This window comes from Salipiger marinus, assembly GCF_035481585.1.
GTDB lineage: Bacteria > Pseudomonadota > Alphaproteobacteria > Rhodobacterales > Rhodobacteraceae > Salipiger > Salipiger marinus.
In genome coordinates this window covers 108,971-130,123 of record NZ_JAYKSL010000009.1, presented here as the reverse complement: position 1 = coordinate 130,123, position 21,153 = coordinate 108,971, and the positions used below count along the sequence as shown (strand labels likewise).

Here is a 21,153-nt window from a genome sequence, read left to right as displayed (position 1 = left end):
CCAAGATGATTGAAGAACCCCCCCTCCTGACCATCCGCCGCGATGCGCCGCGCCCGACGCCCGAGCAGATCGCAGCCTTTCAGGGGGTGCCCACCAGCTTCGTCTGCGACGCCATGGGCGGCGGCGGCGCGCTGTCCCCGGCGATCCAGCCGATCGGCTTCGGACGGGACATCGACTGCACCGCCGCGGGCCCCGCATGGTGCGCGGAAAATGGTGCGGCCGATCTTCTGGCCACGCTCGCGGCCCTGCAGACCATCACCCCCGGTGACATCCTCGTGGCAGGCGCGGACGGACACCAGACCTGCGCCGCCGCCGGGGACCGCGTCATGGGCATGCTGAAGAACCGCGGCGGCGCGGGCTTCGTGACCGATGGCCCGCTGCGCGATTACGCGGGCATCGTGAAGGTGGGCCTGCCCGCATGGTGCACGGGGCTGGTGCCCTCCTCGCCCTTCGGCAAGGGACCGGGCACCGTGGGTGGCACCGTCGCCATCGGCGGGCGCACGGTCTGCACCGGCGACATGATCGTGGCCGACCGCGATGGCGTGGTGGTGGTGCCCTTCGCCCGGCTCGACGAGGTCATCGCGCGGCTGGAAAAGGTCAAGGCCGCCGAATACGCGCTGGATGCCGAGGTGGAAAAAGGCTTCTGCAGCCCGCTCGACCTCGAGGCGATGCTGGCCGATGGCCGCGCGGTAGAAGCGGGCTGACCCGGCCCGGGGATCCCCTTAAAGGGGATCCCTCGCGCATAAAAAGGGGCCGGCTCCCTCCTCGAAGCCGACCCCGCGCAGGGTGCCACCGTAGTGAGGGCGGCGGCGCCCCGCGATCTCAGCGGAAGGCGCTTTTGGCGCCCGCCGATTCCTGCATCCGGAAGATCGACCCGGTATCGGGCGCGGGCGGCAGCGGCATGGTCACCGGCACGGGCTCCAGCCGCGGCGTCAGGCAGGGGCTGCCGGTGATGGTCCGCTCCTGCAGATCCTCCCAGAATTTCGCCTGCCCCAGCGCGTGGAAATAGGAATTGCTGCCAAGGATCGGCCAGGCGTCGCCCTTGGCGATCTCGTAGAACAGCAGAAGCCGCGCCCGGTCCGACACGTTCGGCGCCGAGCCGTGCAGGATGCGGGCATGATGCACCGTCATGCTGCCCGCGCGCCCGGTCAGCGTCACCGCCTTCTGCTTCTCGAACAGCGGATCCTCCGGATCGATCGCCCCGGCAAAGACGCCATTGGCCATATGGCTCAGCAGCGGTCCCTTATGGGTGCCGGGAATGACCATGAGCGGGCCGGTATCTTCCTGCACGTCCTCCAGCATGATGCCGAAGGCCAGAAGGTCGTCATTGGTATGCGGATAAAACGCCCAGTCCTGATGCCATTCCACCGCTGCGCCGCCGCCCGGCGCCTTGGTGTTGAGCTTGGAAGTCAGCAGCGTGGCATCCGGCCCCAGCAGATCACCCAGCACCTCGGTGATGCGCGAGTTGCGCAGGATCTCCCAGAAATAGGGATCGCGCTTGTGCGGCAGCTTGATCCGCGTCAGCTTCGGCGCCTCCGCCGAATGGCCGCGGTCAAGGTCATAGACCTCGTTGCTCTGGCTCACCTCGCGCGAGCCGTCGATCAGCCCATAGGTGATGTCCTGCAGACGCTTCAGCTCCTCCGGGCGCAGCACGTCCTCCACCATCAAATAGCCGTTCTCGGCGTAAAACGCCTTCTGGTCTTCCGTCAGCATCGCTTCTCCTCCTCGCGACTCGGGTTGGGGTCAGATGGTGGTATCGATACCATGATTGCATGGTATCGATACCACCATTATGCCGGAGAGGTCAACGGAGCACCGAGATGTCAGAGGCGCGGAAATGGGTCACCATGGGGGATGTGGCGGCGCGGGCGGGCGTCGGCACCATCACCGTCAGCCGCGCCCTGCGCACCCCCGGCAAGGTCAGCCAGACCACGCTCGCCAAGGTGCAGAAAGCCGTGGCGGAACTGGGCTATGTGCTGGACGAAACCGCGGGGGCGCTCAGTTCGCAGCGCTCGCGCATTGTCGGCGCGCTGGTTTCCACGCTGGAGGAATCGGTGTTCGCCACCACCCTGCGCGGTCTGTCGGAAGGGCTGGCGGAGGGCGGGCTGCAGCTTCTGCTCAGTGCCACGCAATATGACCCCGAAACCGAGGCGGCCCTGATCCCCACCCTTCTGGGCCGCAGGCCCGAGGCGCTGGTGCTGACTTCGGACCGGCACACGCCCGACGCGCGCGCCCTGCTGGAGCGGGCCGCCCTGCCGGTGCTGGAGCTTTGGGATCTGCCGGAACGGCCCGTGCATGTGGCGGTGGGGTTTTCCAACCGGGCCGCCGGATCGGCCATGACCCGCCACCTGATCGACACCGGGCGGCGGCGCATCGCCTTTGTCGGGCTGGACCGCGCGCATGACAGCCGTGGCCATCTGCGGCTGGCGGGCTATCGCGACTGCCTGCGCGAGTTGTCGGAGGAACGGGTGCTGCTGCTGCCGCCGCGCCGGGGCGCCACCGGCCCGGATTACGGCGCGCAGGGCCTGCGCGAGGTGCTGCGGCGTTGGCCGGACACGCAGGCGCTGATCTGCGTCAGCGACACGCTGGCCGCGGGCGCCTGGTGCGAGGCGATGCGCGCGGGCCTTTCGGTGCCGGACCGCATCGCCCTTACCGGCTTTGGCGATTTTGACATGGCAGGGTCAAGCGGGCTGGCGCTGACCACCATCCGCATCGACGGCGCGGCCATCGGGCGCCGCGCCGCCGAACTGATCCTCAGCGGCGACATGGAGCGTGGCACGCGGATCGATCTGGGCTTCAGCCTGATCCGCCGTGCCAGCAGCTAGGGCTCAGGCCCCCTTCGCCACCTCTGCCGCCAGATCGATGCCGCCGAACTCCGCCACACGGTCGGCAATGGTCGGCACATAGTCGCCGCCATGGCCCATGGCCTCGGCCATTGCGAAATACTGCCGCGTGGCAGAGGCGATGAAGGACGGCGCGTTCACCTCATTGGCCAGCGCATTGGCATAACGCACGTCCTTGCCGCCATTGGCGATGGCGAATTTATGCGCCTCGCGGTCGCGGTCCACGGCATAGGTCATGAAGGTCTCGAAGAACCCGTTGGACAGCCGGCTTGATCCGATCACCTGCCGCACCGTCTGCGGACTGATGCCGGACTTGGCCGCCAGCACCAGCGATTCCGCATAAAGCGCCGCATAGCTCATGGAGATGAGGTTCATCACCAGCTTCATCTTGTGCCCGGCGCCCACCGGACCCACGCGGTTGATGTTGCCCGCCCAGCACTGCAGCACCGGCAGCACCTTGGCAAAGCTCGCGTCATCGGCGCCGACCATGGCATCAAGCGTGCCCGCCTCGGCCTCTTTCGGGGTGCGCCCCAGCGGCGCATCCACAAGGCTTGCGCCCTTTTCCGCCAGTTCCGCCGCCAGCTTCAGGGTCGAGGCCGGATCGGCGGTGGAACTGTCCACCACCACCAGCCCCGGATGGGCGCCCGCGATCACGCCGTCGGGGCCGCGCATCACCGCCTCGATCTGCGGCGAGTTTGACAGGCACAGATGCAGGATGTCGCAGGCCTGCGCCATCTCGCGGGCCGATGTGGCCTCCTGCGCGCCCTGCGCCAGCAGATCCTCCACGGGGGCGCGGTTGGTGTTGCCCTTGACCCAGAGCGGATAGCCGCCCTTGAGGATGTTCTTGGCCATGCCGTGACCCATCAGGCCCACGCCGATGAAACCCACTACGGGGGTGTTGCTCATATCCGTTCCTCCCAGAGATTGCGCCGTCAGAGCGACGCGGTAATGCCGCCATCCACGAACAGCACATGGCCGTTCACAAAGCTGGACGCAGGCGCGCAGAGAAAGACGCAGGCCCCCACCAGTTCCTCGACCTCGCCCCAGCGGCCCGCCGGGGTGCGCTTTTCCAGCCATGCGCTGAAGTCGGGATCCGCCACCAGCGCGGCGTTGAGCGGCGTCTTGAAATAGCCCGGCGCGATGGCGTTGCAGTTGAGCCCGTGTTTGGCCCAGTCCGTCGCCATGCCCATGGTCAGGTTGCTGATCGCGCCCTTGGACGCGGTATAGGGCGCGATGCCGGGCCGCGCGAGCTTGCTCTGCACCGAGGCGATGTTGACGATCCGCCCCGCCTTGCGGGGGATCATGTGCCGCGCGCAGGCCTGCGCCACGTAGAAGGCGGAATAGACATTGGTGCGCATCAGCCGGTCAAAGGCCTCGGGGTCGAAATCTTCGAGCGGGCCGCGATGCTGCATGCCGGCATTGTTGATGAGGATGTCGATGGGCCCGTGCTCGGCCTCATGGCCGTCCACCGCCGCGCGCACCTCGGCCACGTCGGTCACGTCAAAGCCAAGCGCCGCTGCGGTGATGCCTTCGGCCTGCAGCCCTGCCACGGCCTCGGACAGCCGGTCGGGGTTGCGGCCATTGAGCAGCACGCTGGCCCCCGCCTGCCCCAGCCCGCGCGCCAGCGCCAGACCGATGCCCATGGTAGAGCCCGTCACCAGCGCGGTGCGGCCCGAAAGATCGAACAGTTCCATAAAGTCTTCCCTCTCCCTCCGCCCGTTGCGGGTCCGCGCAGGGCGCGCGAAACCATTGACAATCCGGGGCGGGACCGTATTCCTGAAAATGGTATACCAAACACGGACGGATGCAAGCGACAGCATCCGGGGCGGAGGACTGACGATGGCGCGGCGCGCGGCAGCAGGGGATGATCGGGGCGGATGCTGAGCTTTACCGCCGCCGTGATCCTTCTGCTTATCACGCCGGGGCCCGGCGTGCTGTCCATTGCGGGCGTGGGCGCCGCCTATGGCTGGCGCGACGGGCTGCGCTACGCCATCGGGCTGTTCCTTGGCACCAACATGGTGATGACCGCCGTGCTGACCGGGCTTGCCGCCATCGTGCTGTCGGTGCCTGCGGTGCGCACGGTGCTGATGGTGGCCTCGGTCGCCTATCTGCTCTATCTCGCCGCCCGCATCGCGCTGGCCGGAAGCCGCATCGCCTTCATCGAGGCGAAATCGGCCCCCGGCATCCGCGCGGGCCTGCTGCTGCAGGCGATCAACCCCAAGGCCTATGCGGTGAACACCGCGCTGATGACCGGGTTTTCCTATGCGCCCGGCAATCTGGCCTTTGAAACGCTGACCAAGATCCTGATCCTGAACGCCATCTGGATCCCCATCCACATGGGCTGGCTCTGGGCGGGGGTGACCCTGCACCGGCTGAACCTCAGCCACCGGACCCAGCGTCTGATCAATTTCGGCATGGCCACCGCCATGCTGGCCGTCGTCGCGCTGGCGCTTGTGTCGGCCTTCGGCGCCCCCTGACCCTGTCTCATCACTCCCGGGAGGATTATCCATGACCACTTACACCGGCTGCTGGCCCGTTGTTCCCACCCCGTTCCACGACGATGGCACGCTGGATCTGGAAGGCATGAAGCGCGTTCTGGACTGCACCATCGACATGGGCGTCGACGGCATCTGCATCCTTGCCAACTTCTCCGAACAGTTCCTGATCTCGGACGAGGAACGCGCCATCCTGACCAAGCTCTGTCTGGAGCATGTGGCGGGCCGGGTGCCGGTCATCGTCACCATCTCGCATTACGCGACACCCATCGTGGTCAAGCGCGCGCAGGAGGCCAAGGATCTGGGCGCCGCCATCGTCATGATGATGCCGCCCTATCACGGCGCCCTGCTGAAAGGCAGCGCCGAGCAGACCTTTGAACAGTTCCGTCAGGTCGGCGAGGTGGGCATTCCCATCATGCTGCAGGACGCGCCGCTGTCGGGCGTCGATCTGCCAGTGCCGCTGCTGGTCAAGATGGCGCAAGAGATCGAGATGCTGAAGCTCTTCAAGATCGAATGCCCGCAGGCCGCCGCCAAGCTGCGCAGCCTGATCGCCGAAGGCGGCGCCGCTATCGAGGCCCCCTTCGACGGCGAGGAAGGCATCACCCTGCTGGCCGATCTGGACGCGGGCGCCACCGGCTGCATGACCTCTGCCATGATCCCCGACCAGATCCGCCCGGTGGTGATGGATTTCCTTGCCGGTCACCGGCAGAAGGCGTTTGACGGTTATGCCCGCGTGCTGCCCGCCATCAACCACGAGAACCGTCAGTGCGGTTTCCGGTCGGCCAAACATGCGATGGTGGTGGGCGGGGTCATCAAGTCGGCCTTCTGCCGTCACCCCATTGCCCCCTTGCATCCCGACACCGCTTCGATGCTTATCGAGCTCATCAAACCGCTTGATCCGCTGGTCCTCAACTGGGGTAAATGATGGCTGCCTTCGACACGCTTGCGACGCTTCTTGGTCCCCGCTTCGCCACCAGCGACGCGGCCCGGGCGCAGAACGGGCGCAACGAGGCACATTTCCCCGAGGCCCTGCCCGATGCGGTGGCCTATCCACAGACCACGGCGGAGGTGGCGGCGATTGTCGCCGCCTGCGCGGCAGAAGGCATTCCCGTCACCGCCATCGGTGCCGGCACCTCGCTGGAGGGGCAGCATCTGGCGGTGCGGGGCGGCATCAGCCTTGATTTCTCGCGCATGGACCGGGTGCTGGCGGTCAATGCCGAGGATCTGAACGTGGTGATCCAGCCCGGCATCCCCCGCACCGCCCTCAACGAGGCGCTGCGGGCCACCGGGCTGTGGTTCCCCATCGACCCCGGCGCCGATGCCTCCCTCGGCGGCATGGCTGCCACCCGCGCCTCCGGCACCACGGCGGTGCGCTATGGCACCATGCGGGAAAACGTGCTGGCGCTGGAGGCGGTGATGTCCGACGGCACGGTGATCCGCACCGGCACGCAGGCGCGCAAATCCTCGGCGGGCTATGATCTGACCCATCTGCTGGTCGGATCCGAAGGCACGCTGGGGATCATCACCGAACTGACGCTGCGCCTGCATGGCCAGCCCGAAGGCGTGCTGGCCGCCATCTGCCGTTTCGACGATGTCGAGGCCGCGGTGAACTGCGTGATCCTCACCATCCAGAGCGGCCTGCCCATGGCCCGGATCGAGTTTCTGGACGAGATGATGGTGCGCGGCTTCAACCTGCATTCGGGCGGCACCCTGCCCGAGACGCCGCATCTGTTCGTGGAATTCCACGGCACCCCCGCCGGTGTCGCGGAACAGGCGCAGAGCTTCCGCGAGATTGCCGAGGATTTCGGCATGGCCGACTGGCAGGAAGCCACCACCACCGAGGACCGCAGCGCGCTGTGGAAGATGCGCCATTCCGCGCATTATGCCTCTGCCGCCCTGCGCCCCGGCGTGCGGACGCTGGCCACCGATGTCTGCGTGCCGATCTCGCGGCTGGTCGAGGCCATCACCAAGGCCAAGGCTCTGGCCACCGAAATGGGCATCATCGGCACCGTGGTGGGCCATGTGGGCGACGGCAACTTCCACTATGCCGTGCGCTTCGATCCTGCCGATCCGCAGGATCTGGCCCGGACCCATGATTTCGCCGGACGGCTGAACGAACTGGCGCTGGCGCTTGGCGGCACCGTCAGCGGCGAACATGGCATCGGGCTTGGCAAGCAGAAATACATGGGCGCCGAACATGGCGCCGCTCTTGACTGGATGCGCCGGGTGAAGGACGCGCTTGACCCGAAGGGCATTCTCAACCCCGGCAAAATGCTGCCGCCGGTCGCGTGACCGGCCAAGCGAAAGGACTGACCATGCTTCCCCATTCCAACCCTACCCCTGACGCCCTGTTCGTGGGCCGCGTCTGGCGCCCCGGCATCGGCCCGGCACTGGTGGCCCTGCGCGGCGACACGCTGGTGGACATCACCAGCAAGGCCCTGCCCACCATGCGCGACCTGCTGGAACGCGACGATCCCGCCGGCGCCCTGCGCGCCGCCGCCGGTGAAACCATCGGCACGCTGGCCGATCTGGTCGCCGGATCCGACGAGGCGGCGGGCGATGACGTGCTGCACCTGCTGGCCCCCTGCGACCTGCAGGCGGTGAAGGCCAGCGGCGTGACCTTCGCGCAGTCCATGGTCGAACGCGTGATCGAGGAACAGGCGGCGGGCGATCCCGACAAGGCCGAGGCGATCCGCGCCAAGGTGACTTCGGTCATCGGCACCTCGCTGTCGGGGATCGAGCCGGGCTCGGAAAAGGCCATGGAGGTCAAGCGCGTGCTGCAGGCCGAAGGCATGTGGTCGCAATATCTGGAAGTGGGCATCGGCCCCGATGCCGAGGTGTTCACCAAGGCGCAGCCCATGGCCGCAGTCGGCTGGGGTGCCACCGTGGGCCTGCATCCCATCAGCAAGTGGAACAACCCCGAACCCGAGATCGTGCTCGCCATCAATTCGCGCGGCGACATCGTGGGCGCGACGCTGGGCAATGACGTGAACCTGCGCGACGTCGAGGGCCGGTCGGCCCTGCTGCTGGGCAAGGCCAAGGACAACAACGCCTCCTGCGCCATCGGGCCGTTCCTGCGGCTGTTTGACGGCGAGTACACGCTGGATGACGTGCGCAAGGCCGAACTGACCATGACCGTCAAGGGCACGGACGGCTTCGTGCTGGATGGCGCCTCTTCGATGAGCCAGATCAGCCGCGATCCGGCCTCGATCGTGGCGCAGACCATCGGGCGGCATCACCAGTATCCTGACGGCTTCTTCCTGTTCCTTGGTACGCTCTTTGCCCCGACCAAGGACCGCGACGCGCCCGGTCAGGGCTTCACCCATCACGTCGGCGACACGGTGACCATTTCCGAGCCGACGCTGGGCGCGCTGCACAACACCGTGCGCCTGTCCACCGAAGCGCCGGAATGGACCTTCGGCACCTCTGCCCTGATGCGCAACCTCGCGGAGCGGGGCCTGCTGTGAGCGCGTTCCTGTCCCTTGGCGAATGTATGGTGGAACTGGCGCAGGCCGGGGACGAGATGTACCGCCGGGGCTTCGCGGGCGACACGTTCAACACCGCGTGGTATGCGCGCCGCCTGCTGCCCGATGACTGGACGGTAAGCTACGGCAGCTGCGTGGGCGAGGATGCGGTCAGCGCCGAAATGGTGGCGTTCATGGAGGCGCAGGGGGTGGACACCTCCACCCTGCGCCGCCTGCCCGACCGCACCGTGGGGCTCTACATGATCTCGCTCGACAAGGGCGAGCGCAGCTTCTCCTACTGGCGCGGACAGTCGGCGGCGCGGATGCTGGCCGATGACCTGAGCTGGCTTGATGGCATCCTCAAGGACCGGGAGATGATCCATTTCTCCGGCATCACGCTGGCGATCCTGCCGCCAGAACAGCGCGAGCTGTTCTGCGGGGCGGTGTCGCGGGCCCGCACCCGGGGCGCCATCGTCTCCTTCGACACCAACCTGCGCCCCCGGCTCTGGGGCAGCGCCGAGGCCATGCGCGAGGGCCTGACCATGGGCGCGCGCACCGCCGACATCGTGCTGCCAAGCTTTGACGAGGAAGAGCAGGTGTTCGGCGATGCCAGCCCCGAAGCGACGGTGGAACGCTATCGCGATCTTGGCGCCGATCTGGTCGCGGTGAAACAGGGCGGCGGCGCGCTGAAGCTCTGGCAGCGCGAGGCGGGCATGCACGAGGTGCCCGCCGTGAAGGTCGAGAACGTCGTCGACACCACCGCCGCGGGCGACAGCTTTGCCGCCGGTCTGCTGACCGGGCTCGCGCAGGGCAAATCCCCGCAGGATGCCGCAGCCGAGGCGATGCAGCTTGCCGCGAAGGTCATTCAGGCGCGCGGTGCGCTGGTGCCCGGCATCTTCGCCTGAGCCACGCCCATACCGGATGCAAAAGGCCCGGGGGACATCCTCCGGGCCTTTTTCGTGTCAGTTGACCGGGGTCAGCAGCGCCTCGCCCTTCAGGAAGGCGGCGATGTTGTCGCGCTGCAACTGGCCCATGGCGGTGCGGGTTTCCCGCGTGGCCGAGGCCTGATGCGGCTGCAGCACGGCATTGTCGAGCGTGCGGAAGCGCGGATCGATCTTCGGCTCGTTCAGGAACACGTCGAGCCCGGCACCGCCGATCTTCTTCTGCTCCAGCAGGTCCAGCAGCGCCGCCTCGTCCACCGTGGTGCCGCGCGAGATGTTGATGAGGATGCCATCCGGCCCCAGCGCCTCCAGCACCTCGCGGGTGACATAGCCCGCCGTCTCGGGGCCGCCCACCAGCGCCACGATCAGGAAATCCACCTCGCGCGCCAGCGCCACCGGATCGGCGTGATAGGTCCAGCCCGGCGTCTCCTTTTCAGAGCGCGAATGGTAATGCATCTCCATCTTGAAGGCGGCAAGCCGGTCGGCAATCTCGCGCCCGATGCGGCCCAGCCCCAGAATGCCGGTCTTGGCGCCGCTGACCTTGCGCTGCAGCGGATAGGCGCCCTGTTCCCCCCATGCGCCAGAGCGCACATGCGCCTCGGCGCCGCGGGTGTCGCGGCAGAAATCCAGCAGCATGGCCACGGCCAGATCGGCCACGTCATCGTTCAGCACGTCAGGCGTGTTGGTGACCTTGATGTTGCGCGGGCTCGCCTCGCTGACGTCGATGGCGTCATAGCCCACGCCAAAATTCGCGATCAGCCCCAGCGCCGGAAAGGCATCCATCGCCTCGCCGCCAAAGGGCGAATGGCCAAAAAACGCGATGGCCTTCACGCCCTTGCGGGTATCCTCGGGCAGTGCGCGCGCCTCGTCAAGCGTCGCACAGGCCGTCCAGCCAAGACCCGCAAGTGCGTCGCGGCTCATCTGGTCGGGTTTGCCGACCGCCAAAACTTCCGTCATTCCGTCTGTCCTTTTCCGTTCAGGTCAATGCCGCGCGCAGGGGCGCCAGCCAGCCAAGGCCCGCTTCCGTATCCCCGCCGCGCGGCTTGTATTCGGCCCCCACCGGCGCCTTCCAGCCTGCCGTGGCAAAGGCCGCCAGCAGACGCTCGAAACAGATCTCGCCGCCATCGGGTTCGCCCCGGTCGGGCACGGCGGCGATCTGCACATGGCCCACCAGCGGCAGATGCGTCTGGAACCGCCGGATCAGATCGCCCTGCATGATCTGCGTGTGATAGCAGTCGAACATGATGCGCAGGTTGTCGCGCCCCAGCGCCGCGATGGTCTCTGCCGCCTGTTCCACATGCGCCAGATGATAGCCCGCCACGTCGCGGCGGTTGATGGGCTCGATCAGCACGGTCATGCCCTTTTCGGCGGCAAGATCACAGGCCAGCCCCAAGGTCGCGCGATAGGCCTGCTCTGCCGCGGCACCGCCATCGGTGCGCCCGGCCATCACATGCACATTGGCCGCCCCCATGGCCGCGCCATACTCCACCGCCTGCCGCACCGCCGCCGCCGCCTCCTCCGCCCGGTCGGGAAGGGCGGCAAGGCCGAAATCCCCCGCCGCCGGATTGCCCGGCACGGTGTTCAGCCCCAGCATGGGCAGCCCCGTCTCGTCCAGCGCCGCGCGCATCTCGGCCACGGGCACGTCATAGGGGAAATGACATTCCACCGCGTCGAACCCCGCGCGCTTGGCGGCGCGGATGCGGTCGGGCAGCGGCAGGTCGGTGTAAAGAAAGCCGATATTGGCGGAAAACAGCATAGGTCAGTCCCATTCCACGTCGAATTTGCGCACCACCGCCTGCACCTGCCCCTGGGTCAGCATACGCGGCTGGCGTCCCTCCAGCAGAAGCGCCAGCTTCGCCGTCTCCTCCAGTTCCTCCATGGCATAGACGGCGGCCTCCAGATCCTTGGCCGCGACCACGGGGCCATGATTGGCCAGCACCACCGCCGACCGCCGACCCGCCAGACCGCGCACCGCATCGCCCATGGCCGGATCACCGGGCACGAAGAAGGGCAGCAGCTTGACCTTGCCAAGACGCATCACCGCATAGGGGGTCAGCGGCGGCAGCAGGTTGTCCGGTTCCACATCCGGCATCATCGACCACGCGACCGAATGGCTGGAATGCAGATGCACCACCGCACCGGTCTTGGTCCGCGTCTCGTAGAACGCCTCGTGCAGGGGCATTTCCTTGGTGGGCCGGTCGCCGGACAGGAACCGCCCCTCTGCATCGAATTTCGACAGGCGCGCCGGATCCAGCCGCCCAAGGCTCGATCCGGTCGGCGTGACCAGCAGCCCGCCATCCTCGGTGCGCACCGAGATATTGCCCGACGCCCCGCCGGTCAGCCCCCGGTCGAACAGCGAGGCGGCGTGATAGCACAGCTCCTCGCGCAGGCGGGTTTCGGTCATTGATCCCGCTCCATCACCCGCGCCGCCTTGGCAAAGAAATCCTCGGCGCCGAAATTGCCGGATTTCAGCGCCAGCACCATGTCGCCCGCGCGCATCACCGGCACGCCGGGATCGATCTCGGGCCCGATCTCCAGCGCGTCGGGCGCCAGCGCCTCCACCACCGCGCCAGAGGTCTCGCCCCCGGCGGAGATCAGGCGCCGGATGCCGCGCGCGGCCAGCACCCGCGCCGTGGCCCCGAACAGCCCCTCCAGCGCTGCGGCCACCTTTTCGCGGCCATGCGCCTTCTGCGCCGCCGCAACCGTCTCCGGATCGGCAGAGGAATAGATCAGCGGCAGCCCGTCCTGCGCCAGCGCCCAGTCGGCGAGTTCTTCGGGCGCAAGTCCCGCCAGCGCCTCCTCGGCGGTCACCTCGCGCTTGGGCCCGTCATGTGCGGCCACCTGTCGGCGCGTGGCGGTGGAACACGACCCCGACAGCGCCACGACGCGCCCGCCCTGCCCCGTCCATGCGCCCGCCTGACCCGACAGCGGGAAATTGCCGGGCAGACCAAGGGCGATGCCGGATCCGCCGGTGATCAGCCGCTGCCCGGCCAGCGCGCGGCCCCAGCTCAGCAGATCCTCGTCGCGGATCGCATCGGCGATGACAAAGCGGCGCCCGGCCTGCGCCTCTGCCGCAAGGGCTGCGCGGATCGCCTCCGGCCCCTGCCAGACGGTGGCGGCGGGCACATGGCCCACGCCGCCGCCGATCTGCGCCGCCAGCACCCGCCGCAGGTCGGGATCGGTCATCGGCGTCAGCGGATGGTGCTGCATGCCCGATTCGGACAGCAGATGGTCGCCCACGAACAGATGGCCCTGATAGATCGTCCGCCCCGTCGCCGGAAAGGCCGGGCAGAAGATCACGCTCTCCGCCCCCAGCGCCTCGGCCAGCGCTTCCGCCACCGGGCCGATATTGCCCTCTGCGGTGGAATCGAAGGTGGAGCAGTATTTGAACAGGAACTGCGTGCAGCCCTGATCGCGCAGCCAGTCCAGCGCGGCGAGCGACAGGCGCACCGCCTCGGAGGCCGGGATCGAGCGGGACTTGAGCGCGACCACCCCCGCCTCCACCGCCGGATCGGCAGGCCCCTGCGGCACGCCCACATATTGAACGGTGCGCATGCCCTGCTTGACCAGCGTGTTGCCCAGATCGCTGGAGCCGGTGAAATCGTCGCCGATACAGCCCAGATACATCAGCTTTCTCCCGGCAGCGACAGGCCCGCGGCGCGGGCATAGACCCGGATCACCGCCGCATCATCGATCTGGGCATCGCCCGCCTCCACCGCGGCGCGGAACTGCGCCAGCGCGGTCTCGGTCATCGGCACGGGCAGGCCCGCGCTGGCGGCGATGCCGCCGACGATGCCCAGATCCTTGGGCCAGATCGCCACGGCAGAGCGCGGGGTGTAATCCCCCTCCACCACATGCGGGGCGCGGTTCTCGAACATCCACGAGGTGCCCGCCGAGGCGGAGATCACCTGCACGATGCGCGCCGGATCCAGCCCCTGACTGATCCCCAGCGCCACCGCCTCGCCCATGGCCGCGATATGCACGCCGGCAAGCAGCTGGTTCACCGCCTTCATGGCGCTGCCCGCGCCGGGCTCCGCGCCCAGGTCGTGCACCGTGGCCGCCATCGCCTCCAGCGCGGGACGCGCCGCGGCAAAAGCCTCCGCCGCGCCCGAGGCCATGATCGACAGCTGCCCCTGCGCGGCCTTGGCCGCCCCGCCGGAGATCGGCGCATCAAGATAACGCAGGCCCCGCCCTGCCGCCGCTTCGGCAAACTCCCGCGCCTCGGCAGGGGCGATGGTGGCGCAGGACAGGATCACCGCGCCAGGGCGCAGATGCGCCGCCGCGCCGTCCGCGGCAAACAGCACCTCGCGCGTCTGCGCCGCGTTCAGCACCACGCAGACCAGCACGTCGCTTGCCGTCGCCGCCTCGGCCACGCTGCCCGCCGCGCCGCCCTCGGCCTGAAACGCCGCCATGCGCGCCTCGGAAATGTCGAGCCCATGCACCACATGCCCCGCCCGCAGCAGCGATTGTGCCATGCCCATGCCCATCGAGCCGAGCCCGATCACCGTGATCGTCGCCAAAGGAACTCCCCCCAGATTTGGTATACCAAATCAGGATGGAGCCTTGGCGCGCGCGTGTCAATGTATCGAGTGCGTCAGGACCAGCGCCCGTGTCGGCGGACGGCCAGCGAGGGGCCAGCCCCTCGCGCTCCCCGGGATATTTCCGCCAAGAAGAAAGAGCGGACCGGCCCCTTCTTCTTGGTAAAAATATCCCCGCCGGAGGCAGGCCGGACGCCGCGGATCAGTGCTGCGCCGGGGCAAGGGTGGACCCAAAGGGTCTGGCGGTCAGGTGTTGAACAGGAAGTGCAGCACGTCACCGTCCTGCACCACATAGGACTTGCCTTCGGCGCGCATCTTGCCCGCCTCCTTGGCCCCCTGTTCGCCGTTGCTGGCGATAAAATCGTCATAGGCGATGGTTTCGGCGCGGATGAAGCCGCGTTCGAAATCGCCATGGATGACGCCTGCGGCCTGCGGCGCCGAGGTGCCCTGACGGATCGTCCAGGCGCGCGCCTCTTTCGGACCCACGGTGAAGTAGGTCTCCAGATGCAGCAGCTCGTATCCGGCGCGGATCAGTCGGTCGAGCCCGGCTTCCTCGAGCCCGAGTTCCGACAGGAACATCTCGGCCTCTTCGGGGTCGAGCTGGCTGATCTCTTCCTCGATCTTGGCAGAGATCACCACATGCGAATTGCCCTGCGCCGCCGCCATCTCGGCCACCCGGGCCGAAAGCGCGTTGCCGGTGGCGGCCTCGTCCTCGGACACGTTGCAGACATAAAGCACCGGCTTCGAGGTCAGAAGCTGCATCATGCGCCATGCCTTGGCGTCTTCGGCATCGACCTTGACCAGACGCGCGGGCTTGCCCGCCTCCAGCATCTCCAGCGCGGCGCGCATCAGGCGTTCCTGCTGCACCGCTTCCTTGTCGCCGCCGCGCACCTTGCGCAGGATGTTCTGCAGCCGCTTTTCCAGCGATTCCATGTCGGCGATGATCAGTTCGGTCTCGATCGTCTCGGCATCGGCGACGGGATCGACGCGGCCATCCACATGGGTGACGTCGTCATCCTCGAAACAGCGCAGCACATGGGCGATGGCATCCGTCTCGCGGATATTGGCCAGAAACTGGTTGCCCAGCCCCTCGCCCTTGGAGGCGCCTTTGACCAGACCGGCGATGTCGACAAAGGTCATCCGGGTGGGGATGATCTGCTTTGACCCGGCAATGGCCGCCAGCCGGTCCAGCCGGGCATCGGGCACCGCCACCTCGCCCACATTGGGCTCGATGGTGCAGAAGGGGAAGTTGGCCGCCTGCGCTGCGGCGGTCTTTGTCAGCGCGTTGAACAGGGTCGACTTGCCCACGTTGGGCAGACCCACGATCCCCATGCGAAATCCCATATCCCGGTCCTTTCCTGTGCTCCCGCGCCTTCTAGGCAGAGCGGGGGCCAAGCGCAAGATGGCGGCTCAGCCCGGCTGCGCCATCGCGGGCACGGCGCGCGCCCAGAAGCGGCGCAGGAGCAGCAGCGCCGCCATGCCGAGCCCGATCACCAGCCCCGACCAGATGCCGACAGCGCCCCAGTCTGCCCAGAAGCCCAGACCCAGCGCCACCGGCAGGCCCAGCCCCCAGTAGGAGAAGCCCGCGATCAGCATCGGCACCCGCGTGTCCTGCAGCCCGCGCAGCAGGCCCAGCACCACCACCTGCGCCGCATCCACCAGCTGGAACACCGCCGCCACGATCAGAAGCTGGCTGCCCAGCCGCAGGATCGCCTCGCGCTGCGGCTCGTCGGGGGACAGGAACAGGGCCAGCAGCGGCTCCGGGATCAGCAGGAAGGCGGCGATGGTGGCGATGACCGCGACGCCGGACAGCGCCAGCACCGCCCACGAGCCGCGCACCAGATAGGTGACATCGCCGCGCCCGCGCGCCTGCCCGGCCCGCACCGTGGCCACGTTGGAAAAGCCCAGATGCACCATGAAGGTGGCCGCCGACAGCTGCAGCGCGATGCCATGGGCGGCCAGCGGCACGGTGCCGATCCAGCCCATCAGCACGGCGGTGGCGGCAAACAGCCCTACCTCGGCCAGCGTGGTGAGCCCGATGGGCCAGCCCAGCGCGAAGACCTCGCGCAGCATTTCGGTATCGGGGCGCCAGAAGCGCTGCCAGAGCGGGTATTGCGGCAGCTTCATCCGCGCATAGACGATGACCCCCGCCAGCGCGCTGAGATGCGCCGCGACCGAGGCCAGCGCCGCGCCGCGGATACCCAGTTCCGGCGCGCCCCATTCCCCGAAGATCAGCGCGTAATTGGCGACGGCGTTGATGATGGCGGCCAGCACGGTCAGCCAGAGCACGGCGCGGGTATGTTCCAGTGCTGCAAGGTAGCTTTTGAACACCATGACGCCCAGCGCGGGCAGCAGCCCCACGCCTGCGATCCGCAGATAAAGCTGCGCGTCCAGCGCCACCTGCGGCGTCTGCCCCAGCGCCTGCAGCAGCGTGCCCGACCACCAGAACAGCGGCAGGCACAGCAGGAAAAACGCGGTGGACAGCCACAGCCCCATGCGGGTGGCGCGGCGGATATGGGTCAGATCGCCCTGCGCCGCGAACTGCGCCACCATGGGCATGACCGCGAAGGCGAAGCCCGAGCCGAAAAGGAACAGCACCATGAACAGCGTGGAGGCGAGCGTCAGCGCCGCCAGTTCCGGCACGCCATAGCGCCCCATCATCAGCGTGTCGGTCAGCCCGATGGTGAGCTGCGCCAGATGGCCACCGATCAGCGGCAGGCCCATTACCAGAACGGCGCGGAAATGGGCAGAATAGGTCATCGACTGGGTCATAATCGGGCTTTAGGCGGAGCCTGCGGCAGAGGCAAGATCAGAGCGCGCGCAGCAGCAACTGAGAGGCGAGCACAGTGACCAGAATACCCGCCCCGGCCTCTATCGCCGCCAGAGCGCGCGGCGCGCCGGGACCGGAGGCCAGCCGGGTCAGCGCGCCTTCGCGCAGCGTGACCGAGGCCAGCGCCACCGCCAGCGTCACCGAGGCGGTGCCAAGCCCTATGGCGAAGGCGCCAAGGATGCCCGCCGCATCGATCCCCATGCGCCATGTCAGGATCAGCAGGAACAGCGCGCCGGTGCAGGGCCGGATCGCGATGGCCCCCACCAGCAGCAGCCCGTCGCGCAGGCTGTGCACCTGCGCCGCCTGTTCCGGGCTGGGGCCATGGGCATGGCCGCATTGCGCACAGGTGGCGGGATCATGGGCGTCGTGGGGGTGGTGGTGGTGGTCATCCCGGGCGGCCCGCAGATCCCGCCAAAGTTTGCGCCCGCCGCGCCAGACCAGCCACAGCCCGATGGCGGCGATGGCGGCGTAGCTGGCCGGCTCGAACACCGCTTCGGCGGCGCCGGTCATCTGCTCGCGGCTCCAGCCGAGGATCCAGACCCCGGCATAGACCAGCAGCACGGCGGCGGCGGATTGCGCAAGGCTGGAAACCAGCGCCAGCAGCGACAGCCGCCCCAGTGCCACCCGCCGCCCCAGCCCGTAGCCGCCGATCAGCAGCTTGCCATGCCCCGGCCCCACCGCGTGAAAGAACCCATAGGCGAAACAGACCCCCATCAGCGCCAGCAGTGCCCCCGGCTCGCCCGCCCGCAGCGCCCGCAGCCCGCGCGCCATGGCCTGCTGCGCCGAACGCTGGCCTTCGGCGGCAGCCTGCACCACCTGCGCCTCGCCGCCGAACCCCCAGAGCCAGACCGCCAGCGCCAGCACCAGCGCGGCACCGGTCAGGGCAAGGGCGCGCATGTCACGTCGATCCGGTCGGCGAAGGTCTCGCCCATCTCGATGACCTCGAACTGGTCCTCGGGCACCTTGGCAAGCTCGGCCTGCAGGGCGCGGTCCGCCGCGTCGAGATCGGGCTTGGTCACGCGGGCGCTGCAGCGCTCGGGCAGCGTGACGGGCAGGTTTGCGGTGAAGGCGATGTAATAGGTGGGATCGTAAGGCCGGATCACCAGCCCGTGGGCGGGGGCGGGATCGACGCTGCGGCGATGCACGGATTCGATCTGTCCGCCCACCATGCGCACGTCCACGAAATCGGGCGCGCCCAGATCCAGCTTCTGGCCGCCGGAATACAGGTAAAGGTCGCCCTCGAATCCCTCATACCAGTTGTCGAGATCGAAGCGCGCCAGCTGGTCCAGTTCCGCCCCGGTCAGCACCCCGTCGCCATCGGGATCAAGCCCCATATCCTCGAGGATCAGCAGCGAGAAGAAATCGTCATAGCGCCATGTCACGTCCACCGACACGACACGGTCGCGCGCATCCAGCGTCAGCGCCAGCCCCACATCGCCGAAGACATGCGGATGGGCGCCTGCCGGAAGGGCGGGCAGCAGGGCCAGAACAAGGGCGGTCAGGCGTGTCATGACGGCGGACCCTACCCGGTTTCGCGCAGGGGGCAAGCGGGAGCACGCGACTTTCGGCGGGTTCGCGCTAGGTCTGCGTCACCACGCATGAGATCGGGAGACGTTGATGCCCAGCAAGATCGACCTGACCGGATTCGCCTCTCGGGGGCGCGCCTTTCTTGCCGATCTGGCAGACCATAACGACCGCGGCTGGTTCCGCGCCCAGAAGGGCCGTTATGACGCGGAGGTGAAGCGCCCCGCGGAACGTCTGATCGAACAGGTCACCCCCCAGCTTGAGGCGCGGCGCGGCGAGGCGCTGCGCGCCAAGCTGTTCCGCCCGCATCGCGACGTGCGCCACAGCGAGGACAAGACCCCCTATCACACCCATCTGCACGCGCTCTGGTCCGCAGGTGACGGGCGGGCGTGGTTTTTCGGGCTGGCGCCCGATTACGCCACCGCCGGGGCGGGCATCATGTCCTTTGATCCCGGCCAGCGCGCCGCATGGGCGCGGGCCGTGGCGGGGCCTGCGGGCGCGGATCTGCTGGACCGGCTGGCAGCCCCCGGGCTGCGCCCCGCGCCGCCGCTGGACCGCGACTCCTCCGGCGGGCCGCTGGCGGATCGCGTCGGGCTGGTGGTCTGGATCGACGGGCTGGAGGAGGCGCTGGACGCCGATCCGGTGGCGGCGCTGCTTGAGGCCTATGCCCGGCTTGACCCGGTGCAGGACTGGCTCGCCACGCATCTTTGACCGCCCGCGCCGCAGCGCCTGTCACGGATTGATTTTCCCCCGCCGTTCCGGCAGACCGACCGGGACCAAGGGAAAGGGACGCCATGACTCGCATCGACGCCAAATTCGCCGACCTCCGCGCTGCGGGGAAAAAGGCTTTCGTGTCCTATGTGATGGCGGGGGATCCCGACTATGACGCCTCGCTGGCGGTGGTCAAAGGCCTGCCCGGCGCCGGGGTCGACATCATCGAACTGGGCCTGCCCTTCACCGATCCCATGGCGGATGGCGAAACCATCCAGCTTGCCGGGCAGCGCGCGCTGGCGGGCGGCATGACGCTGGAGCGCACGCTGCAGCTGGTGCGGGATTTCCGCGCGGGCGACGACACCACCCCCATCGTGCTGATGGGCTATTACAACCCGATCTACAGCCGCGGCGTCGACAAGTTTCTGGCCGATGCGCGCGAGGCGGGGATCGACGGGCTGATCGTGGTCGACCTGCCCCCCGAAGAGGATGACGAACTGTGCATCCCCGCGCAGAAGGCGGGGCTGAACTTCATCCGGCTCGCCACCCCCACCACCGATGACAAGCGCCTGCCCAAGGTGCTGCAGAACACCTCGGGCTTTGTCTATTACGTCTCCATCACCGGGATCACCGGGGCTGCGGCGGCGGAGGCGGGCGATGTCGCCCCCGAAGTGGCGCGGATCAAGGCGCAGACCGACCTGCCGATCATCGTGGGCTTCGGCGTGCGCACCCCCGAGACGGCAGAGGCCATCGCCTCGGTCGCGGATGGCTGCGTGGTGGGCTCGGCCATCGTCGGCGCCATCGCCTCGGGCAAGCCGGTGGACGAGGTGCTGGCCTTCGTGAAATCGCTGTCGGACGGCGCGCACCGCGCCTGACCGCTGTCATGGCGGTGTCATCCGTGGCGGGTAGCTGCGCGGGCAGACATGCCCGCTGCACCCGACACAGGAGCCTCCGCCATGACCGACCTTCCCCTGCTGGGAGCGGCGATGCCGCTCGACACGCTGGACAGCCTGCGCGACTGGATCCTTGCCGATCACCGCGATCTGGAACTGCAGGATTTTATCGATGCCGAGGTGCTGAACGGCGACTGGCAGCCGCAGGTGGCCCGCGCCCGCGCCCTGCTGGACGGCTATGAAGGACGGCTTGGCATCCACGGGCCGTTCTGGGGCCTGAGCCTTGCCAATCCCGATCCCGACCTGCGCGCGCTGGTGACCCGGCGCATGGGTCAGGGCCTGTCGGTCTGCGCCGCGCTTGGCGCCACGCAGATGGTCATCCACAGCCCCTACAGCACATGGGATTACAACAACCTCGACAATTACCCCGATGCCCGCGACCGCATGGTGGCGCTGGTGCATGACACGCTGGATCCGGTGATCGCGCAGGCCGAAGATGCGGGCGTGACCATGGTGCTGGAGAATATCGAGGACAAGGATCCCGATGCCCGCTGCCTGCTGGCCGACAGTTTCAGCAGCCCCGCCGTGGCGGTGTCCATCGACACAGGCCACGCGCAGTACGCCCATGGCAGCACCGGCGCGCCGCCCGTGGATTATTACGTGCACCGCGCGGGCAACCGGCTGCGGCACATCCACCTGCAGGATGCCGATGGCTATGCCGACCGGCACTGGGCCATCGGTCAGGGCACGGTGAACTGGCACGCGGTGTTTGCGGCCCTCGCCCCGCTCACCTCGCGCCCGCGTCTGATCATGGAACTGCGCGATCCGGCGGGCATCCTGCCCTCGCGCGACTGGCTGGAGGCGCAGGGCCTCGCCCGATAGGCGGCACGGGCGGGCGCCGGGATCCGGCGCCC

Annotated in this window: 22 protein-coding genes; 10 read left to right on the top strand and 12 right to left on the bottom strand. The window is 68.3% G+C overall.

The features are described from left to right. Positions 1-5: 5 nt before the first annotated feature. Positions 6-704, top strand: coding sequence for an RraA family protein (locus VK682_RS13705; protein ID WP_324782062.1), 699 nt, complete (start codon positions 6-8; stop codon positions 702-704). A gap of 118 nt (positions 705-822) precedes the next feature. On the opposite strand, the gene VK682_RS13700 is transcribed toward VK682_RS13705, so the two are convergent. Then, complete coding sequence (locus VK682_RS13700; RefSeq protein ID WP_230795188.1) at positions 823-1,713, bottom strand: phytanoyl-CoA dioxygenase family protein; 891 nt, start codon at positions 1,711-1,713, stop codon at positions 823-825. A 107-nt stretch (positions 1,714-1,820) separates the two neighbouring features. On the opposite strand from VK682_RS13700, the gene VK682_RS13695 reads away from it, so the two are divergent. After that, complete coding sequence (locus VK682_RS13695) at positions 1,821-2,825, top strand: LacI family DNA-binding transcriptional regulator (protein ID WP_230795189.1); 1,005 nt, start codon at positions 1,821-1,823, stop codon at positions 2,823-2,825. Positions 2,826-2,828: 3 nt separating this feature from the next. On the opposite strand, the gene VK682_RS13690 is transcribed toward VK682_RS13695, so the two are convergent. Next, on the bottom strand, positions 2,829-3,749 hold the full coding sequence (locus VK682_RS13690) for an NAD(P)-dependent oxidoreductase (protein ID WP_230795191.1): 921 nt from the start codon (positions 3,747-3,749) through the stop codon (positions 2,829-2,831). Between the two features lie 26 nt (positions 3,750-3,775). Beyond that, entirely contained in the window at positions 3,776-4,537 is a 762-nt protein-coding gene (locus tag VK682_RS13685; RefSeq protein ID WP_230795192.1) for an SDR family oxidoreductase, read from the bottom strand. Positions 4,538-4,720: 183 nt separating this feature from the next. Between VK682_RS13685 and VK682_RS13680 the strand changes: the two genes are divergently transcribed. The 5 genes from VK682_RS13680 to VK682_RS13660 are packed head-to-tail and all read left to right on the top strand — an operon-like array spanning position 4,721 to position 9,707. Beyond that, on the top strand, positions 4,721-5,320 hold the full coding sequence (locus tag VK682_RS13680) for a LysE family translocator (protein ID WP_089846814.1): 600 nt from the start codon (positions 4,721-4,723) through the stop codon (positions 5,318-5,320). 31 nt (positions 5,321-5,351) lie between these two features. Continuing rightward, on the top strand, positions 5,352-6,263 hold the full coding sequence (locus VK682_RS13675) for a dihydrodipicolinate synthase family protein (RefSeq protein ID WP_089846812.1): 912 nt from the start codon (positions 5,352-5,354) through the stop codon (positions 6,261-6,263). Next, positions 6,263-7,630, top strand: coding sequence for an FAD-binding oxidoreductase (locus VK682_RS13670; RefSeq protein WP_230795194.1), 1,368 nt, complete (start codon positions 6,263-6,265; stop codon positions 7,628-7,630). The genes VK682_RS13675 and VK682_RS13670 overlap by 1 nt, the downstream gene beginning before the upstream one ends. 23 nt (positions 7,631-7,653) lie before the next feature. Next, positions 7,654-8,805 carry a fumarylacetoacetate hydrolase family protein gene (locus VK682_RS13665; protein ID WP_089846808.1) on the top strand — a complete coding sequence of 384 codons (1,152 nt, stop codon included), beginning with the start codon at positions 7,654-7,656 and terminating at the stop codon, positions 8,803-8,805. Then, positions 8,802-9,707: a sugar kinase gene (locus VK682_RS13660; protein ID WP_324782061.1), complete on the top strand. Its 906-nt coding sequence runs from the start codon at positions 8,802-8,804 to the stop codon at positions 9,705-9,707. Before VK682_RS13665 ends, VK682_RS13660 begins: the two co-directional genes overlap by 4 nt. Positions 9,708-9,764: 57 nt before the next feature. Here the strand turns inward: VK682_RS13660 and VK682_RS13655 are convergent, their stop codons facing one another. The 9 genes from VK682_RS13655 to VK682_RS13615 all read right to left on the bottom strand — a co-directional run bounded on the left by VK682_RS13655 (position 9,765) and on the right by VK682_RS13615 (position 18,622). Beyond that, a complete protein-coding gene (locus tag VK682_RS13655; RefSeq protein ID WP_230795197.1) occupies positions 9,765-10,700 on the bottom strand; it encodes a 2-hydroxyacid dehydrogenase in 936 nt (311 codons plus the stop codon). A gap of 19 nt (positions 10,701-10,719) precedes the next feature. After that, positions 10,720-11,499, bottom strand: coding sequence for a hydroxypyruvate isomerase family protein (locus tag VK682_RS13650; protein WP_230795198.1), 780 nt, complete (start codon positions 11,497-11,499; stop codon positions 10,720-10,722). 3 nt (positions 11,500-11,502) lie between these two features. Next, positions 11,503-12,147, bottom strand: a complete 645-nt coding sequence (gene otnC / locus VK682_RS13645; protein WP_230795199.1) for a 3-oxo-tetronate 4-phosphate decarboxylase — start codon at positions 12,145-12,147, stop codon at positions 11,503-11,505. Next, complete coding sequence (gene otnK / locus VK682_RS13640) at positions 12,144-13,370, bottom strand: 3-oxo-tetronate kinase (protein ID WP_230795201.1); 1,227 nt, start codon at positions 13,368-13,370, stop codon at positions 12,144-12,146. Before otnK ends, otnC begins: the two co-directional genes overlap by 4 nt. Further along, the gene (ltnD, locus tag VK682_RS13635; protein WP_230795203.1) at positions 13,370-14,263 is read right to left on the bottom strand and encodes an L-threonate dehydrogenase; all 894 of its coding nucleotides are present in this window, start codon (positions 14,261-14,263) and stop codon (positions 13,370-13,372) included. The genes otnK and ltnD overlap by 1 nt, the downstream gene beginning before the upstream one ends. Before the next feature lie 264 nt (positions 14,264-14,527). Next, positions 14,528-15,625 carry a redox-regulated ATPase YchF gene (ychF, locus tag VK682_RS13630; protein ID WP_089846794.1) on the bottom strand — a complete coding sequence of 366 codons (1,098 nt, stop codon included), beginning with the start codon at positions 15,623-15,625 and terminating at the stop codon, positions 14,528-14,530. A 66-nt stretch (positions 15,626-15,691) separates the two neighbouring features. Next, complete coding sequence (locus VK682_RS13625; protein WP_324782060.1) at positions 15,692-17,053, bottom strand: MATE family efflux transporter; 1,362 nt, start codon at positions 17,051-17,053, stop codon at positions 15,692-15,694. A 37-nt stretch (positions 17,054-17,090) separates the two neighbouring features. Continuing rightward, a complete protein-coding gene (locus VK682_RS13620; protein ID WP_324782059.1) occupies positions 17,091-18,008 on the bottom strand; it encodes a nickel/cobalt transporter in 918 nt (305 codons plus the stop codon). Next, positions 17,990-18,622 (bottom strand): DUF1007 family protein, encoded by a 633-nt coding sequence (locus tag VK682_RS13615; protein ID WP_230795206.1) that lies wholly within the window; start codon positions 18,620-18,622, stop codon positions 17,990-17,992. The genes VK682_RS13620 and VK682_RS13615 overlap by 19 nt, the downstream gene beginning before the upstream one ends. Before the next feature lie 106 nt (positions 18,623-18,728). On the opposite strand from VK682_RS13615, the gene VK682_RS13610 reads away from it, so the two are divergent. From VK682_RS13610 to VK682_RS13600, 3 genes are all read left to right on the top strand, one after another. Continuing rightward, a complete protein-coding gene (locus VK682_RS13610; RefSeq protein ID WP_230795207.1) occupies positions 18,729-19,346 on the top strand; it encodes a DUF2461 family protein in 618 nt (205 codons plus the stop codon). An 83-nt stretch (positions 19,347-19,429) separates the two neighbouring features. Continuing rightward, on the top strand, positions 19,430-20,221 hold the full coding sequence (gene trpA / locus VK682_RS13605) for a tryptophan synthase subunit alpha (RefSeq protein ID WP_089846784.1): 792 nt from the start codon (positions 19,430-19,432) through the stop codon (positions 20,219-20,221). An 81-nt stretch (positions 20,222-20,302) separates the two neighbouring features. Next, positions 20,303-21,121 (top strand): sugar phosphate isomerase/epimerase family protein, encoded by an 819-nt coding sequence (locus tag VK682_RS13600; protein WP_230795208.1) that lies wholly within the window; start codon positions 20,303-20,305, stop codon positions 21,119-21,121. The last annotated feature ends 32 nt before the right edge of the window (positions 21,122-21,153 follow it).